The sequence below is a fragment of the Cupriavidus pinatubonensis genome, from assembly GCF_019602855.1.
GTDB lineage: Bacteria > Pseudomonadota > Gammaproteobacteria > Burkholderiales > Burkholderiaceae > Cupriavidus > Cupriavidus pinatubonensis.
In genome coordinates, this window is sequence record NZ_CP080766.1 from 2,457,085 (window position 1) to 2,473,606 (window position 16,522).

At 66.8% G+C, this 16,522-nt stretch carries 14 protein-coding genes; 12 read left to right on the forward strand and 2 right to left on the reverse strand.

The window, feature by feature from the left end; all coding sequences use genetic code 11:
- The first annotated feature begins 39 nt into the window (after positions 1-39).
- Genes K2O51_RS11140 through K2O51_RS11150 form a run of 3 tightly spaced genes read left to right on the forward strand, consistent with a single transcriptional unit; the run spans position 40 to position 3,568 of the window.
- On the forward strand, positions 40-1,371 hold the full coding sequence (locus K2O51_RS11140; protein ID WP_011300647.1) for a uracil-xanthine permease family protein: 1,332 nt from the start codon (positions 40-42) through the stop codon (positions 1,369-1,371).
- Positions 1,372-1,391: 20 nt separating this feature from the next.
- Positions 1,392-2,858 (forward strand): amidohydrolase family protein, encoded by a 1,467-nt coding sequence (locus tag K2O51_RS11145; protein ID WP_011300646.1) that lies wholly within the window; start codon positions 1,392-1,394, stop codon positions 2,856-2,858.
- Positions 2,859-2,860: 2 nt separating this feature from the next.
- Positions 2,861-3,568 carry a sulfite exporter TauE/SafE family protein gene (locus K2O51_RS11150; RefSeq protein WP_220630232.1) on the forward strand — a complete coding sequence of 236 codons (708 nt, stop codon included), beginning with the start codon at positions 2,861-2,863 and terminating at the stop codon, positions 3,566-3,568.
- On the opposite strand, the gene K2O51_RS11155 is transcribed toward K2O51_RS11150, so the two are convergent.
- A complete protein-coding gene (locus K2O51_RS11155; protein WP_049796499.1) occupies positions 3,565-4,614 on the reverse strand; it encodes a LacI family DNA-binding transcriptional regulator in 1,050 nt (349 codons plus the stop codon). The two genes, K2O51_RS11150 and K2O51_RS11155, sit on opposite strands and share 4 nt — an antisense overlap.
- Before the next feature lie 110 nt (positions 4,615-4,724).
- On the opposite strand from K2O51_RS11155, the gene K2O51_RS11160 reads away from it, so the two are divergent.
- The gene (locus K2O51_RS11160; RefSeq protein WP_041680233.1) at positions 4,725-5,159 is read left to right on the forward strand and encodes a MarR family winged helix-turn-helix transcriptional regulator; all 435 of its coding nucleotides are present in this window, start codon (positions 4,725-4,727) and stop codon (positions 5,157-5,159) included.
- A gap of 15 nt (positions 5,160-5,174) precedes the next feature.
- On the opposite strand, the gene K2O51_RS11165 is transcribed toward K2O51_RS11160, so the two are convergent.
- Positions 5,175-5,951 carry an enoyl-CoA hydratase gene (locus tag K2O51_RS11165; RefSeq protein WP_140950638.1) on the reverse strand — a complete coding sequence of 259 codons (777 nt, stop codon included), beginning with the start codon at positions 5,949-5,951 and terminating at the stop codon, positions 5,175-5,177.
- 233 nt (positions 5,952-6,184) lie between these two features.
- On the opposite strand from K2O51_RS11165, the gene imuA reads away from it, so the two are divergent.
- The 8 genes from imuA to K2O51_RS11205 all read left to right on the forward strand — a co-directional run bounded on the left by imuA (position 6,185) and on the right by K2O51_RS11205 (position 16,513).
- Complete coding sequence (gene imuA, locus K2O51_RS11170; protein ID WP_041680232.1) at positions 6,185-7,057, forward strand: translesion DNA synthesis-associated protein ImuA; 873 nt, start codon at positions 6,185-6,187, stop codon at positions 7,055-7,057.
- Positions 6,990-8,576 carry a Y-family DNA polymerase gene (locus K2O51_RS11175; protein ID WP_011300640.1) on the forward strand — a complete coding sequence of 529 codons (1,587 nt, stop codon included), beginning with the start codon at positions 6,990-6,992 and terminating at the stop codon, positions 8,574-8,576. The genes imuA and K2O51_RS11175 overlap by 68 nt, the downstream gene beginning before the upstream one ends.
- On the forward strand, positions 8,573-11,908 hold the full coding sequence (locus tag K2O51_RS11180; RefSeq protein WP_011300639.1) for an error-prone DNA polymerase: 3,336 nt from the start codon (positions 8,573-8,575) through the stop codon (positions 11,906-11,908). Before K2O51_RS11175 ends, K2O51_RS11180 begins: the two co-directional genes overlap by 4 nt.
- A 69-nt stretch (positions 11,909-11,977) precedes the next feature.
- On the forward strand, positions 11,978-12,571 hold the full coding sequence (locus K2O51_RS11185; protein WP_011300638.1) for a uracil-DNA glycosylase family protein: 594 nt from the start codon (positions 11,978-11,980) through the stop codon (positions 12,569-12,571).
- Between the two features lie 127 nt (positions 12,572-12,698).
- The gene (locus tag K2O51_RS11190) at positions 12,699-13,088 is read left to right on the forward strand and encodes a cupin domain-containing protein (protein WP_011300637.1); all 390 of its coding nucleotides are present in this window, start codon (positions 12,699-12,701) and stop codon (positions 13,086-13,088) included.
- Positions 13,089-13,173: 85 nt separating this feature from the next.
- Complete coding sequence (locus K2O51_RS11195) at positions 13,174-14,154, forward strand: Bug family tripartite tricarboxylate transporter substrate binding protein (RefSeq protein ID WP_011300636.1); 981 nt, start codon at positions 13,174-13,176, stop codon at positions 14,152-14,154.
- A 21-nt stretch (positions 14,155-14,175) separates the two neighbouring features.
- Positions 14,176-15,342 (forward strand): acyl-CoA dehydrogenase family protein, encoded by a 1,167-nt coding sequence (locus tag K2O51_RS11200; protein WP_011300635.1) that lies wholly within the window; start codon positions 14,176-14,178, stop codon positions 15,340-15,342.
- A gap of 13 nt (positions 15,343-15,355) precedes the next feature.
- Entirely contained in the window at positions 15,356-16,513 is a 1,158-nt protein-coding gene (locus tag K2O51_RS11205) for a CaiB/BaiF CoA transferase family protein (protein WP_220630233.1), read from the forward strand.
- The last annotated feature ends 9 nt before the right edge of the window (positions 16,514-16,522 follow it).

The following is a 16,522-nucleotide window of genomic DNA, read 5'->3' on the forward strand; positions in this document are numbered from 1 at the left end:
CCGGTGCAACGACTGACCCACCAATCGAGGAGCAACGACATGTCCCAACCCGCCCCCGCCCCGGTGGATGAACGCCTGCCATGGCGGCAGCTGTTCGTCTTCGGCCTCCAGCACGTGCTGGTCATGGCGGCATCGCCCATTGCGGCGGTGTTCCTGATGAGCAAGGCCCTGAATCTTCCGTCCGCGCTGTCGGTGCAGTTGTTGAGCGCGACTTTCGTGGTCTGCGGGCTTGGCACGTTGCTGCAGTCGCTTGGCCGTCGCGGCATTGGTGCGCGGCTGCCATTCGTGATGCTTCCTGGCGGCGCACCCATCGTGCTGTTCATCCTGATCGCCCAGCAGACCAGCGTGCAGACCGCGGCCGGGGCGGTAATCATCACTGGCCTGTTCTACTTCTGTGCGCTGCCGGTGTTCCGGCGCTGCCTGCGCTATTTCCCGCCGGTGGTGGTCGGAACCATGCTGCTGCTGGTGGCGATCAACCTTGCGCAGGTTTCGGGGCGGCTGATTGCCGGACATCCTGCGGCAGGGGCATCGGTCGATCCGATGAACCTGTTGCTGGCCTTCGTGACCATCGCCTGCACCGTGGCGGCGTCTCGGTGGTTCGGCGGCACGCTGGCACGGCTGGCGATCCTGATCGGACTCGTTGGCGGTGCGTTGTCGGCCATGGCGCTCGGCGTATTTCATGCCGGGCAGGTGTCGGCATCGCCGTTGCTGGCCTTGCCAACGCCTTTCCCATTTGGCTGGCCGCAGTTCGATGTCGTGGCCGCCATTCCGCTGGTGGTGTTTGCCGTGATCTCGATGGTCGAGGCCACCGGCCAGACCCTCGCCATCAGCGATGCCGTGGGACGGCCGGTCGACGGCGAGCGCGATGTGCCGCGCACCATCCGCGCCGATGCGCTGGCGTCGCTGCTTGGCGGCGTGTTCGGGACATCGCTGATTATCACCAGCGGGGAGAACATCGGCATCGTGCGCGCCACCGGCGTGCGTTCCCGCTATGTCACCGCGGTATCGGGTCTCATCCTTGTGGCGTTCGGCCTGCTGGTACCGGTGTCGTCACTAATCAGCGCGATCCCGGAAGCGGTGGTCGGCGGCACGGGTCTCGTGGTGTTCTGCATCGTGGGCACCATGGGCATTGACGTGCTGCGCCGTGTCGACCTGCGCGACCACGCCAATATGTATGTGGTGGCCGTGGCGCTCGCGGCCGGACTGCTGCCGATCCTCGTTCCCGGCATCTACGGCGCACTGCCGCCCAACCTGCGCATCCTGCTGGGCAATGGCGTGGCGATGGGCGCCTTCACTGCCGCCTTGCTCAACTTCCTGTTCTTCCACACGGGCGCCAGGCGCGTCGCCGACGTGGCGCCTGTTACGCACTGAAACCGTATCCGGAAATCCGAATGACACATCGATCCGCATTCCAGCCAGCGTGGCCTGGCGATCTGGCGCCGCCCCTGGACCCGGCACGCCTTGCCGAACCCCATATCCTCCAGCCCGAATGGACGCTGTTGCGCCACGGTGCCGTGCGCGATCACGCGGTGGTGGTCGAGGGCGGCCGCTTCACGGCGGTAGGCCCGGTCGACGACGTTGCCGCGCAGTTTCCGTCGCTGAAGCGGCTTTCCCTGCCAGGCATGCTGCTGATGCCCGGCATGATCGACACCCATCACCACCTGACCCAGTCGTTCGGCAAGTCGCTGGTGTTCGGCGAGCCCTCAGAGATTTTCCGTCGCGTATGGGTCCCGCTGGAAGGCAGTCTCAACGCCGAGCATCTCTACCTGTCGTCAAAACTCGCGGCGCTGGAGGCGCTGCGCGGCGGCTTCACGACCGTCGTGGATGCGGGCACGCGCAGCGACGCGGGGCTCGACGCCATTGCGCGGGCCGTGTCCGATGCCGGCGTGCGGTGCGTGCTGGGGCTGATCTGCAACGACCGCCCGGGCGCCGAGACGCTCGATGCCGCTCCCATCCAGCGCCGCGCATCCGAGCATCTTGGCCGCTACGATCACCACGCACTGGTCACGCCATCGCTGGCGATCTCGATTCCCGAAGTCGCCAGCGATGCGATGCTGCATTACGTACATCGCATGTGTGCCGAAGCGGGTCGAATTTTCCAGACGCATGCCAACGAGCACCTGGTCGCGGTGGAGCGTTCGCTCAACGCCTGCGGCCGCCGGCCGATCGAACATCTGGCAGCCGTAGGAGCGCTTGGCCCCGCGGCGCTGCTGGCGCATGCCACGCTGGTCACGCCGCATGAGATCCGCCTGCTGGCCGACACTGGCGCGGCCGTTGCCTACAACCCGGTGGCCAGTGCATGGAAGGGCAATGCCGTGGCACCGGCTGAAACCATGGCCACCTTCGGCGTTCGGCTCGGATTGGGCACCGACGGTACGCGCAGCGACGGCTTCCGTCTGCTCGACTATGCCGAAGCGGCGCAGCGTTTTGCGTTCGGCATCGGCGTGGGCGACTCATCGTGCGGGGCCGGCTGGCGCTGGCTCGACATGGCGACGCATGATGCTGCCGACGTGGCCGGTCTTGGTGCGGTGACCGGCGAGATTGCCGCGGGCAAGCGTGCGGATTTCCTGCTGGTCGATCTCGACGTGCCGGAGCTGACGCCTTCGTGGGACGTGACGTGGGAGCTCGTGCGTCTTGCCAATCGCGACCAGATCCGCGCTGTGTTTGTCGATGGCAAGTTACGGCTGTGGGAAGGATGGCCGCCGGACTGGGATGCACGTGCGCTGATGCGTGATATCCGCGCGATGGCCGCCGACACGATTGCCGGCGCGCCGATCCGCAAACTGCACGACTACGCCGATGCACATCGCGCGCGGCACGCGCAAACGGTGCCGCACGCCGGCACGCCTGGAGCATGACGATGGATCTCACGGTTTTCAGTGTCTGCGCCGCGGTGTTCACCGGTGCGCTGATCCAGGGCGCGACCGGCATGGGTTTTGCGCTGATCGTCGTGCCGGTGCTGGCGCTTGCGGCGCCGGCAATGTTGCCCGGCGCGCTGCTGCTGGCCATGCTGCCGCTCAATGCCTATGTAGCGTGGCGCGAGCGGCATGCGATCGACATGCACGGTGCCGGCTGGATCAGCGCGGGACGCGTCGCTGGCACGTTCGGCGGCCTTTGGGTGCTGGTGGCGATGCCGATGGCGTGGCTCAACATGATCGTAGGCGGAAGCACCATCGCGGCGGCGCTTGTGTCGCTGCTGGCGCCGGCTTTTACACCGGGGCGGCTGACGTTCGCGTCGACCGGGCTGATCACCGGCGTGACGGAAACGGCCACCGGGGTCGGCGGGCCGCCGCTGGCGCTCGCCTACCAGCATGCGCCCGTGGCCACGCTGCGAGCCACGGTGGCGCTGTGCTTCCTGGTGGGCGAAGTCATCTCGCTCGTGGTGCTGGCAGCGAGCGACCGGCTCGGCATGACGCAGATCGTCTATGCGATGGGTCTGTTGCCGGTGCTGGTGGCCGGCATGGTGGCGAGCCACCTCGTCCATCGGCGCATCAACCAGCGCATGCTGCGCGTGGGCGTGCTGGCGTTCGCGCTGGTTTCGGGCGCGGTCGTCCTGCTGCGCGGTTAGGCTGACGATGCGCGCACAATGAGTTCCGGCGCCGGGCCCACCACGGTTTGCCGGCTGCGATCGCCGGACAGGTGCGCAAACAGCAGATCCACGGCCAGCGCGGCGACGCGCTCGAGGTGCAGATTGACGGCGGTGAGCGGCGGGTGCGCGGTACGCGCGCGGATGCCGTCGTAGCGTGTCACGACCTGCACATCGTCCGGCACGCGCTTGCCGGACTTGTTCAGATGCTCCATCGCGCCCACGGCGAAGGCGTCCACGGGCGCGCACAGTGCATCGAGACTGGGCAGCTGTGCCAGCAACTGCGCGCAGGCCTCGGCACCGGCAGCTTCGCCTTGCGCCTCGGGCGCCTTGACCAGTGTGCAGGGCAGCCCGTTCGCTTGCGTGAATTCGCGGTAGACGCGCTCGGTTTCCACATATGATTGCCTCGCAGCGTCGCCGATCATCAGGCCAATCTGCTTACGGCCGTGCGTATGCAAGTGTTCCAGCAGCATGCGCGCGGTGTCTGCCGATTGCAGGTCCACGTAGGGCACCGGGCTGTCGGTAAGCGGTTCGCGGCCGATCGACACGATGCTCACACCGCGCTCGCGCAGGCGTGCGATATGCGGGTCGCCGGCCAGTGGCTCGATCACGATCGCACCATCGATGTCGAGCGTTTCCAGCAAGCCCCCGGCGCCTTCCAGCGGCGGCACCAGCACGACGCCGAGCCCGCGCGCCATGGCGGCTTCCGCGGCAATGGCTGCGACTTCCATCATGAATCCGAGCCGCGACGTGCCGCCTGCCACCGCGAACGGCATCGATGACAGCAGCGCAATGCAGTTCGCGCGGCCGGACTGCAGGCGCTGCGCACGCACGCTGGGCCGGTAGCCGAGTTCTGCCGCGATGCGCTTTACACGCGCCCGCGTGGCGGGATCTACGACGCCACGGTCATTCAGTGAATGCGATACGGTCGTCAGCGACACCCCGGCCGCGCGTGCCACGTCATGAATGGTGATGCGGCGCGGTTTGCCGGTGCGTTCGGATGGAGGGGGGCGGATGGAGTCGGACATGCCATTTCGGGAAGCAGTGCCGGGAGGATACAACAGGGGCAGAATCCCGGCACAGGGCCGCGTGATAACATTCGCGTGCGAATGAAATGACAGCCCTGACCAGATCCGACATGGAACATCGACTCGTCTATCTATTGAATGTCGGCCAGCGCCGCCTGCAACGGTGGTCGCAAGCGCGCACGGCCCTGGGCGGTGCGACGGCAGCCCAGTCGGGGTTGCTGTTTTTCCTGGGCGAGAACGACGGTGCACTGATGAGTGAGGCCGCCGCAGCGCTGGACCTCGGCGCCCCGGGAATGAGCGGCCTTGCCGATCGGTCGGAAAAGGCAGGCCTTGTCGAGCGCCGGCCGGATGAATCCGACCGCCGCATATGGCGCCTGTGGCTGACCGACGAGGGGCGCGCGGCGCGCCGGCGTTCGAAGGCCGGCTTGAAGGATCTGAATGCCCGGCTGACCGAAGGTTTCAGTGAAGCGGAGATCGACGTGGTGGCAAGGTGGCTCACCAGCCTGCAGACGAAGTTCCCCGCTACTGACGAGGGCGAGGTCTAGTCAGTTCACTGGGACTTATTGCTGGGCGATCTTGACGAAGTCCGGCTTGCGCTTCTCGGCGAACGCGGAGAATGCCTCTCGCGCTTCGGCGCTGGCCAGCCGTGCTTCGAATTGGGCGCTTTCGCTGGTCATCTGCGCGACCAGTTTTTCTGCGTCGCGCATGAGTGTCTTCATGGCGCTCAGTGAACCGGCGGGTTTGCTGGCAAGCTTCTCGGCCATTCGACGCGCGTCTGCACGCAACTCGCCGCTGGCGCTGACCTTGTTGGCAATGCCCCATGCCACGGCGGTTTGCGCATCAAGCGGCTCGCCCAGCGCGAACATCTGGAACGCCCGTGCGTGGCCGATGCGCAGCGGCAGCAGGTAGCTCGAAGCCGCTTCGGGAACCAGCGCGAGGTTGACGAACGGCGTGACCAGTCTGGCATCTTCGCCAAGCACGACGTAGTCGCAATGCAGCAGCATGGTGGTGCCCACGCCCACGGCATTGCCGTGCACCGCGGCCACGACCGGCACGGTCGAATTGGCCAGGGCGCGCAGAAAGCGATGGACATGACGTTCGCTCGGGCCCTTGCCGGCAGCAATCGCCGCGAACTCGCCCAAATCGTTGCCCGCCGTGAAGCTGTCCCCATCAGCCTGCAGCAGCAATACCCGGATATTGCGGTCCTGCTGTGCGCGCTCGATCGTATCGGCGAGTGTGCCGTACATGTCGTTCGTGAGAGCGTTCATCTTGTCCGGGCGGGAAAGCGTAATCGTCTGGATGCCGTGGTCGAGTTCGGTGCGGATTTCGGAAGACATGGTTGTTCTCCAAGGGGATGTGCGATGCCAGGCGGCGTCAAGATTAATTTCGTGTGCGAAGTATATAGATAATTCGCGTGCGAAGTAAACCGGGGCTCGGACGAGAAATCGGGTACGGGCGGCATTGCGGCTTGATCACATTCCATCTCCCCCTTGCACAACCGCGAATACTGTATAAATATACAGTTATCGTAAAAACCTTATTCGCCCCTTCGGCGAGACTCAAACCTCACATGACCGCACCCGCAGCCTCCGCCGCGGAGGCCTTCGCTTTCTCTTCGCTTGCCCAGCAACTTCCACCAACCCGGGAGGAGGCTGTGGCTGCGCTCGAACATCGCTACCCGGGCCTGTGGCGCGCCGGACAGCTTGGCCGCGCGGGCACCCAGCCGGTGTGGCCCGCCGGCTATGCCGAACTGGCGGCCGAACTGCCCAGTGGCGGCTGGCCTGTTGGCGGGGTGACGGAGCTGCTGACCACGCAGGGCGGGGCGGGCGAGTTGCGCCTGCTGCTACCGGCGCTGCGCGCGCTGGCAGCGGCGGGGCGGCGCATCGGGCTGGTGGGGCCGCCTTACCTCCCCAATGCGATGGGGCTGGCCGCGGCGGGTTTGCCGGCGCGGCAGCTTTACTGGGTGCGCGCGGCCGCTGGTGCCGGCAAGAACGCGCAGCAGGCCGATGTGCTGTGGGCGGCCGAGCAGATGCTGCGCAGCCAGGCGTTCGGGGCGGTGCTGGTGTGGCTGCCGGCCGCGCGGCCCGAGGCGGTACGCCGCCTGCAGGTGCTGGCGCAGGCCGGCGATGCCGCGGTGTGGGCCATGCGCCCCGCCGCGGCACTGCGCGAGTCGTCGCCGGCGGTGCTGCGGTTGCTGTTGTCGCCGCTGCCGGGCAATGAATTGTCGATCGTCTTTCACAAGCGGCGCGGGCCGGTGCGCGAGGCGCCGCTGCTGCTGCGGCTGGAGGGCATGGACGCCGCCAGGCGCAGCAGTGGCCATGCAGCGCCTGCGCCGGCTGTTTCACCTGTATCTGTTGTCGCGGGAGGTTCCGCCCATGTCGTACTGGATCGCGGTGCATCTGCCGCGCCTGTCGCTGGACGCGCTGCAGCCGAACTGGCCTGAACTGGTTCCGGCAATTTCCTCCCCGGCATCTTCTGCCATCGGCACGCTGCACCACGCGGTGCCAGTGGCGGTGATGGAGCGCGAACGTGTGATTCTCGCCAATACACCGGCCATGGCGCTGGGCGTGCGCTTCGGCATGCGGCGCGGCGGCGTGCAGGCGCTGTCGGCCGAGGTGGTGCAGCTTGAGCGTGACCCGGTCGCAGAGGCTGAATTGCTGCATGCGGCGGCGCTGGCGCTGCTCCGTTTCACGCCGCTGGTGACGCTGGATGAAGACCCGGAAGCAGCCACGCTGATGCTCGACGTCACCGCCAGCCTGCGCCTGTTCGGCGGCTATCGCGCACTGTGCCGCTCGGTACGCCTGTGCGTGCGGCAGCTCGGCACGTTTGCGCAGGTGGGCAGTGGCGTCACGGCCCATGGCGCGGCATGGCTTGCGCGCCAGCCCATGCGGCGCACCCGGCGCGGCATTGTGCGGCCGGCGCGGCGGGCGGTGCAGGGCGAGCGCATGGGCCGGCTGCTGGACCGCTTGCCGGTCGAGGTGCTGCACCTGCTTGCGGATCCGGCGTGGCTCGACGGCATCGGCTGCCGCACGCTGGGCGAGGTGCGGCGCCTGCCGCGCGCGGGCCTGGCGCGCCGGCTGGGCCCCGGATTACTGGCACGGCTGGATCAAGCCTATGGCGATGCGCCGGCCAGCTTCACCTGGTTTGCCGCACCGCCCGCGTTCGCGCAGCGCATGGACCTGCCGGGCCGCATCGAATCGGCCGAAGGCGTGCTGGCCGGCGCGCAGCGGCTGCTGCTGGCGCTGGCCGGCTGGCTGTCGGTGCAGCAGGCCGGCGTCACGCGCTGCGTGCTCGTGCTCGAACATGAGCGCTACCGGCTCGGCGTCGATACCGTGGGCACGCCCGTGACCGTGGGGCTGGCCCAGCCGAGCCGTGATCCCGCGCATTTGTCGCGACTGCTGCGCGAGAAGCTCGACAAGCTCAATTTCCACGCCCCAGTCACGGGTCTGGCGCTGCGCGTGGAGGCCATGGCCGAACACCTGCCGCACAGCGACGCGCTGTTCCCCGAGCCCGGCGGCACGCCGGCCGAGCTGGGGCGCGTGCTCGATACGCTGGTGGCCCGACTGGGCCGCGATAACGTGCTGCAGCCGCAGCCGCTGGCGGATCACCGGCCCGAATGTGCCAACCGCTGGTGTCCGCTCGACGAGGCCACGGGCAAGGCGTCCGGCGCGCCGCTGCCGCCAATGCCCGAGCGCCCGCTGTGGCTGTTGCCGCAGCCGCTGCCCCTGCCGGTACGCAACCATCGCCCGAACCACGGCGGAGCACTGAGCATGCTGACCCGGCCGGAGCGCATCGAGGCCGGCTGGTGGGACGGCGCGCTGGCCACGCGCGACTATTTCATCGCCGAGCGCACCGATGGCCTGCGTTGCTGGGTCTACCGCGAACGCCCCGGCCATCCGGGGCGCGACGGGCACGAGGACGACGGCGAATACCGCTGGTTCCTGCATGGGTTGTTTGCATGAACCCGTCTGAATTGTCAGGGCTGTCCGCGTGGCTGCCCACGCTGCCCGACTACGCGGAGCTGCACTGCATCTCCAACTTCACGTTCCTGACCGGCGCGTCGCATCCGGTCGAGCTGATCGAGCGTGCTTTCCAGCTTGGCTATCGTGGCATCGCGCTGACCGACGAGTGCTCGGTGGCCGGCACCGCGCGCGCGCACGATGCCATCAAGACCTTGCGCCAGCGCCTGACGGATGCGGTGAAACGCTGCGAGGCGGACGCCACCGAGGCGCAGGACGAGGGCGAACTCAATGTGCTGAAGGCTCATGCCGCGGCCGCCGATGCCTTCAGGCTGCTGATCGGCAGCCGCTTCAGCCTGACCGCACCATCTGGCACGGATGAGCGACCGCCGCTGCGGCTGATCCTGATCGCGCAGCACCGTGAAGGCTTCGGCAACCTGTGCGAGCTGATCACGCTGGGCCGCATGCGTGCGCAGAAGGGCAGCTACCTGTTGCATCCCGAAGACCTGTCTGCGCCCGAGGAAGAGCAGAAGCACTTGCGCGGCATGCCGGGTTGCCTGGCGTTGCTGGTGCCCGATTACTGTCCCGATCCGGCGCAGTTGCTGGAACAGGCGCAGTGGTGCCGCGAGGCCTTCGGCGAACGCGCATGGATCGCGCTCGAGCAGTTGCAGGGCCACGCCGATGCGCTGCACCGCGCTCGGCTCGAAAGCGTATCGGCGCAGGCCGGCGTGCCGCTGGTGGCGGCGGGCGCGGTGACCATGCACGTGCGCTCGCGCAAGCCGTTGTCCGATGTGCTGACCGCGATCCGGCTCGGCAAGCCGCTGCCCGAATGCGGCATGGCGCTGGCGCCCAATGCCGAGCAGCACCTGCGCATGCGCCAGGTACTGTCGCGCCTGTATCCGCGCGAGGCGCTGGCGCAGACCCTGAAGATTGCCGGGCTGTGCGATTTCTCGCTCGATACGCTGCGCTACGAGTATCCCGAGGAGCTTGTGCCGAAAGGCGAGACGCCGATCAGCTACCTGCGCAAGGAAGTGGAGGCAGGCAAGCGCATGCGTTTTCCCCACGGGCTGAAGCCGGAATGGGAGAAGCAGCTCGAAGGCGAACTGGAACTGATCGAGGAAAAGCAGTACGAGCATTTTTTCCTGACCGTGCACGACATCGTGCGCTTTGCACGCCAGGAAGGCATCCTGTGCCAGGGCCGTGGCTCCGCGGCCAATTCGCTGGTCTGCTACTGCCTCTACGTCACCGAAGTCAGTCCCGAACAGGCCAACCTGCTGTTCGGGCGCTTCCTCTCGCGCGAGCGTGACGAGCCCCCCGATATCGATGTCGACTTCGAACACCAGCGGCGCGAGGAAGTCATCCAGTACATCTACCGCAAGTACGGCCGCGACCGTACCGCGCTGGCCGCCTCGCTGATCACCTACCGCTCGCGCAGCGCGCTGCGCGACGTGGGCCGCGCGCTGGGCATCGACGCCAGCGTGGTAGAGCAGGTGGTGAAGGGGCAAGCGTGGTGGGAGAGCGGGCAGGGCTTCCTGGACCGTATCGGCCGCTATGGCCTCGACCGCGAATCGCCGGCGGTGCAGCAGTGGGCCAGCCTGACGACGCAGCTGCATGGCTTTCCGCGTCACCTGTCGCAGCACGTGGGCGGCTTCGTGATGGCGCGCGGCAAGCTGTCGCGGCTGGTGCCGATCGAAAACGCGGCCATGGCCGACCGCAGCGTGATCCAGTGGGACAAGGACGATCTGGAATCGCTGGGCCTGCTCAAAGTCGACGTGCTGGCGCTCGGGATGCTGTCGGCCATCCGCCGCGCGCTCGCGATGATCCCGAATCCGGACGAGAGTCTGGCCGAGGCCGGCGTGCCGGCGCGCATGGAAGACGTCCCGAAGGAGGACAAGGCAACCTACGCGATGATCTGCCGCGCAGACACTATCGGCGTGTTCCAGATCGAATCGCGCGCGCAGCAGTCGATGCTGCCGCGCCTGCAGCCGCGCGTCTATTACGACCTCGTGGTAGAGGTGGCCATCGTGCGGCCGGGGCCGATCCAGGGCGGCATGGTCCACCCGTACCTGAAGCGGCGCGAAGCGTTCCGGCGCACCGGCAAGCCGCCGGTCTATTTCAACGACGTGATCAAAAAGGTGTTGGGCCGCACGCTCGGCGTGCCCATTTTCCAGGAACAGGTCATGCAGCTTGCCATCGACGCGGCCGGCTTCACGGCGGGGCAGGCCGACAAGCTGCGCCGCTCGATGGCGGCCTGGCGGCGGCGCGGCGACTTGCGCCAGCACCAGGAAGCGCTGATCCGGGCGCTGACCGAGCGCAAGTATCCGGAATCGTTCGCACTGGCCATCTGCAAGCAGATCGAGGGCTTCGGCGAATATGGCTTCCCCGAAAGCCACGCGGCCAGTTTTGCCAAGCTGGTCTATATCAGCGCCTGGCTCAAGTGCCACCATCCGTCGGCCTTCCTGTGCGCGCTGCTGAACAGCCAGCCGATGGGTTTCTATTCGCCGTCGCAACTCGTGCAGGATGCGCAGCGCCATGGCGTGGTGGTCTTGCCCGTCGATGTCACGGTCAGCAACTGGGACAGCACGCTGGAGCCTGCGCCCGGCCAGACTGGCGCCGGCAAGCCGCCGGTGCGCATGGGGCTGGGCCGCGTCAAGGGCATGCGTGAAGCGGCCGCGTTGCGCATCGAAGCCGCGCGTGCGCAGCGTCCGTTCGACAGCGTGGAAGACCTGGCCTTGCGCGCCAGCCTGGATCGGCACGATATCGACGTGCTGGCGGCCGCCGACGCGCTGGCGGCACTCGCCGGCAACCGGCGCCAGGCGCGCTGGCAGGCCAGCGCCGCCGCGCTGCAGGTCGCGCACCGGGACCTGCTCCACGAAGCGCCGCTCATCGAACGCCAGTTGACGTTGCCGGCACCGCGCCTCGGCGAAGAGGTGGCGGCCGACTACGCCAGCACGGGGCTGTCGCTCAAGTCCCATCCGCTCGCGCTGCTGCGCGCGAAGCTTGAGGCCATGGACTACGCCACCGCCGAACAGCTTTCCCGTTGCCGCAATGGCCGGCGCGTGCGCACCTGCGGCATCGTCACGGTACGCCAGCGGCCGGCCACCGCGAGCGGCACCATCTTCGCGACCATCGAAGATGAAACCGGCACTGTCAACCTGATCTTCTGGCCCGACCTGATCGAGCGGCAACGCAAGGAGGTTCTCGGTGCGACGCTGCTTGGCGTGGTTGGCACCTGGCAACGGCAGGGCGAGGTGCGCCATCTGGTGGCGCAGGAACTGATCGACCTGAGTCCGATGATGGGCCGGCTGATGGTGGGCAGCCGGGATTTCCACTGAAGCTACGGCCACGCGGCATACAGGGCTACACTGAAAGACTTCCCCCCCGCAAGCCCGTCCAACTTCACTTTGCCCGCCAAGCGCCGCTCCCCGCTCGACATCCTCCTCAACGACATCACCGCCTGCCGTGCCTGCGACCTCCCATACGGACCGCGGCCGGTCGTCCGGGCCGCGCCTACCGCCCGCCTGCTGATTGTGGGCCAGGCGCCCGGCCGGCGCGTGCATGACACCGGCATCCCGTGGAACGATCCGTCCGGAGACCAGCTTCGCGCCTGGCTGCAGATGACGCCCGACGAGTTCTACGACACCAGCCGGATCGCCATCGTGCCGATGGGGTTCTGCTACCCCGGCAAGGGTGCGAGCGGTGACCTGCCGCCGCGAACCGAGTGCGCGCCACTTTGGCATGCGCAGCTGCTTGCCACCATGCCGCATATCCGGCTTACGCTGCTGATCGGCCGCTACGCGCAAGGGTATTACCTCCAAGGGCGGCTCAAGCCGACGCTGACCGACACGGTGGCCGCGTATGCCGATTACCTCCCTCAGTTCCTGCCGCTGCCGCATCCGAGCCCGCGCAACCGCCTGTGGCTGCGCCGCAATCCCTGGTTCGAAGCAGATGTGGTGCCCTTGCTGCGCCAGCAGGTGGCCATGGCGCTAAGCGGTTAATGATTCCGCCGGCACCCGTCACCGGTGTAAACCCGCAAACTGGCGCTTTCGGTCTTGTCTCATAAATTCATGGTGATAAACTTAAATTCATGCACATGAATAGCGGCCGATTCGGCTCTTCGAAGAAATGCCCCAATCCCCTGTCTATTTCGTTTCCACCAAAGACACCCCGGGCTACCACCCCGCCAACCACACCGGCACCCTGAACCGCCGGCTGATCTCCCCCGAAACCGTCGGCGCCCGCCACCTTGAAGTGCTGCACGGCACGATCGAGAAGGGCAAGGGCGCGCTGCCGCATGCGCATCCGGGTATCGAGCAGGTTTGCTATGTGCTTGAAGGCCGCGCCATTGCTGAAGTAGGTGGCCAGAGCAAGGAACTGGGTCCCGGCGATTGCTGCTTCTTCCCGCCGGACACCATGCACGTGTTCACCGTCGTGAGCGACGAGCCGGCCAAGATCCTCGTCATCTATTCCCCGCCTTACGAAGAATCGCCGGAACGTGTCGTGCGGCCCGCATAGCGCGGCCGTACACGCTTCCGATCCCCCGTCAAGACAGCCGGCGCCGCAGACCGGCAATGACACGCTGAAACTGGAGACCAGCATCGTGAAGTTCGCAAAACAGGCTTTGCTCACCGTGGCGGTGGGCTGTGGTGCCATGATGGCCATGATTTCCCCCGCAGGCGCGGCGGATCCGTATCCGACCAAGCCGCTTCGCCTCGTGGTGCCGTTCGCCGCGGGCAGCGGTACCGACGCCGTGGCACGGCTGACGGCCAAGTACCTCGGTGAATCGCTCAAGCAGCCGGTCGTGGTCGACAACCGGCCCGGCGCCAACGGCACCATTGCCGCCGAGTTCGTCGCCAAGGCGCCGGCCGATGGCTACACGCTGTTCATGACGACCAACACCACGCATTCGGCCAACCCGTCGCTGATGAAGCAGCTGCGCTATGACCCGGTGAAGGACTTCACGCCGGTCTCGCGCATGGGCAACCTGCCGTTCATGCTGGTGGTCAGCCCGACGCTGCCGGTCAAGACGCTGCCGGAGTTTGTCGCGTATGCCAAGGCGCATCCGGGCATGTCCTATGCGAGCGGCAACAGCACCGGCATCGTGGCCGGCGCGACGATGTCGAAGATGGCGGGACTCAAGATGCTGCACGTGCCGTACAAGAGCACGCCCCCGGCCATGACCGATGTGATCGGCGGCCAGGTGCAGGTGATGTTTGTCGACTTCGCAGCGGGCATCGCCAACGTCAAGGCCGGCAAGCTGCGCGCGCTGGCCGTGACCACCGCGCAGCGCAGCGCGCTGCTGCCAGACCTGCCGCCACTGGCAAGCGAGCCCGAGTTCAAGGGCTTCGATATCACGTCCTGGAATGGCGTGTTCGCGCCGGCAGGCACGCCCGCGCCGGTGGTCGAGCATCTGAATCACGAGCTGGTCGCCATTGCCTCCAACAAGCAATACGCGCCGCAGTTTCATGCCTTCGGCTTCGAGCCGTTCGGCAGCACGCCGGCCGAGCTGGGCCAGTTTGTCACGGCGGAACTGCAGAAGTGGTCGCGTCTGGTGAAGGATGCGGGAATCCAGCCGGAATAAGAAAGCACAAGGAACACCGATATGAATTTCGATCTCTCCGCCGAACAGCAGTCGATCGTTGAAGCCGTGCAGCAGGTCTGCGGCCAGTTCGACATGGAATACTGGAACAAGCTGGACGTCTCCCACACCTATCCGCACGAGTTCTACAAGACGCTGTGCGAAGGCGGCTGGCTCGGCGTTGCCATGCCGGAACAGTATGGCGGTGCGGGTCTGGGCATCCTGGAAGCAGCCCTCGTTATGCAGACCATCTCGGAGTCCGGCGCGGGCATGAGCGGCGCTTCGGCGGTGCACATGAACGTGTTCGGCCTGAACCCGGTGGTGGTGTTCGGCACCGACGAGCAAAAGGCGCGCTTCCTGCCGCCGCTGATCGCCGGCAAGGAGAAGGCCTGCTTTGGCGTGACCGAGCCCGACGCGGGCCTCGACACCACCAAGCTCAAGACCTTCGCGCGCAAGGTGGAGGGCGGCTATTCGGTGACGGGACGCAAGATCTGGATCTCCACCGCTCAGGTCGCGGACCGCATGCTGCTGCTGGCGCGCACCACGCCGCTCGAATCGGTGAAGAAGCCGACCGAAGGCCTGTCGCTGTTCTATACGAAGGTCGACCGCAGCAAGATCGAAATCCGCGAGATCGACAAGATGGGCCGCTCGGCCGTCGATACCAATATGCTGTTCATCGACGACCTGTTCATCCCCGAGGAAGACCGTATCGGCGAGGAAGGGCGTGGCTTCGAGTACATCCTGCACGGCCTGAACCCCGAGCGCATCCTGATCGCCGCCGAGGCCATCGGCCTGGGCCGCGCGGCGCTGGCCATTGCTACGCAGTATGCAAAGGAGCGCGTGGTGTTCGGCCGGCCTATCGGCATGAACCAGGGCGTGCAGCACCCGCTCGCACAGGCGTGGATGCAGCTTGAAGCGGCCAACCTGATGATGTTGAAGGCTGCCGCGCGCTACGACGCGGGCGAGTCCTGCGGCGCCGAGGCCAACACTGCCAAATACCTCGCAGCCGAAGCTGGCCACAATGCTTGCCAGACTGCCATCCTGACGCTTGGCGGCATGGGCTATTCGCGCGAATACCGCGTGGAGCGGTTGCTGCGCGAGTCGTATATCCCGCGCATCGCGCCGGTGAGCCCGCAGCTCATCATGTGCTTTATCGCCGAGCGCGTGCTGGGCTTGCCGAAGTCGTACTGAGCGAGGGATAGCGATGACGATGCAGAACGCAGGCACAACGCCCAAGGCCACCGGACCGCTCGCGGGCGTGCGTGTGGTCGATATGACCTCGGTCGGTATGGGGCCGTACGCGACGCAGATCCTTGGCGATATGGGCGCCGAGGTGATCAAGGTGGAGGCGCCCGCAGGGGATGTCTTCCGCCACGCCGAACCTGCGCTGCATCCCGGCATGGGCGCCACGTTCCTGAACCTTAACCGCAACAAGCAGTTCATGGTGCTCGACGTGAAGCGCGCGGAAGACCTGGCCCGGCTCAAGGACCTGATCGCGGGCGCGGATGTGTTCATCTCGAACGTGCGGCCGCAATCGCTGCGCAAGCTCGGGCTCGATTATGAATCGCTGCGGACGTCGAATCCGCGGTTGATCTATTGCGGTGCCTACGGCTACTCGGAAACCGGTCCTTACGCCGGCATGCCCGCGTTCGACGACATCATCCAGGCGCGCAGTGGCCTGGCGCAGTTCCAGGGCGCGAACAGCAGTGACGGTCCGCAGTACGTCAACACCATCCTGGCCGACAAGGTCGCCGGCCTGACGGTGGCCTATGCGATCCCGATGGCGCTGTACGAGCGCGAGCGTTCGGGGCAGGGACAGGCCATCGAGGTGCCGATGTTCGAGACGCTGGTGTCGTTCCTCGCCCCGGAACAGCTTGCCGGACACACGTTCGTGCCGGAGCAGGGTGCATGCGGGTATCCGCGCGTGATGTCGCCACACCGCAAGCCCTACCGCACGCTGGACGGCCATATCGCGCTGCTGCCGTACACCACGCCGCAGTGGGCGCGCTTCTTCGCGCTGTCCGGCCACCCGGAGCTGGCGGAGGATCCACGCTATATCGACCCGGCCGCGCGCAGCGCCAATATCAACGAGCTGTACGCAACGCTGGCCGACATCGTCAGCTGCAAGACCACCGCGGAATGGCTCGCGCTGCTGGCCGACGCCGATATCCCGCACAGCGAGGTGCCGGCGCTCGAAGACGTGGTGCAGGACCCGCACCTGCGCGCGACCGGCATGGTGTTCGAGTACGAGCATCCGACCGAGGGACAGCTGCGCGGTATCGGCATCCCGACGCGTTTCTCGCGCACGCCAGGCAATATCCGATCGTGGGCGCAAGGGCTGCCGTCGTCGGACGAGGCTTGAAGACGCGTA

What these genes read in the sequence shown, in the direction of transcription:
- K2O51_RS11190 (WP_011300637.1), top strand. Translation starts at nt 12,699, where the DNA reads ATGCCCCAATCCCCTGTCTATTTCGTTTCCACCAAAGACACCCCGGGC.
- K2O51_RS11205 (WP_220630233.1), top strand. Translation starts at nt 15,356, where the DNA reads ATGACGATGCAGAACGCAGGCACAACGCCCAAGGCCACCGGACCGCTC.
- K2O51_RS11145 (WP_011300646.1), top strand. Translation starts at nt 1,392, where the DNA reads ATGACACATCGATCCGCATTCCAGCCAGCGTGGCCTGGCGATCTGGCG.
- K2O51_RS11150 (WP_220630232.1), top strand. Translation starts at nt 2,861, where the DNA reads ATGGATCTCACGGTTTTCAGTGTCTGCGCCGCGGTGTTCACCGGTGCG.
- K2O51_RS11165 (WP_140950638.1), bottom strand. Translation starts at nt 5,951, where the DNA reads ATGTCTTCCGAAATCCGCACCGAACTCGACCACGGCATCCAGACGATT.
- K2O51_RS11155 (WP_049796499.1), bottom strand. Translation starts at nt 4,614, where the DNA reads ATGTCCGACTCCATCCGCCCCCCTCCATCCGAACGCACCGGCAAACCG.
- K2O51_RS11180 (WP_011300639.1), top strand. Translation starts at nt 8,573, where the DNA reads ATGAACCCGTCTGAATTGTCAGGGCTGTCCGCGTGGCTGCCCACGCTG.
- K2O51_RS11200 (WP_011300635.1), top strand. Translation starts at nt 14,176, where the DNA reads ATGAATTTCGATCTCTCCGCCGAACAGCAGTCGATCGTTGAAGCCGTG.
- K2O51_RS11140 (WP_011300647.1), top strand. Translation starts at nt 40, where the DNA reads ATGTCCCAACCCGCCCCCGCCCCGGTGGATGAACGCCTGCCATGGCGG.
- imuA (WP_041680232.1), top strand. Translation starts at nt 6,185, where the DNA reads ATGACCGCACCCGCAGCCTCCGCCGCGGAGGCCTTCGCTTTCTCTTCG.
- K2O51_RS11160 (WP_041680233.1), top strand. Translation starts at nt 4,725, where the DNA reads ATGGAACATCGACTCGTCTATCTATTGAATGTCGGCCAGCGCCGCCTG.
- K2O51_RS11175 (WP_011300640.1), top strand. Translation starts at nt 6,990, where the DNA reads ATGTCGTACTGGATCGCGGTGCATCTGCCGCGCCTGTCGCTGGACGCG.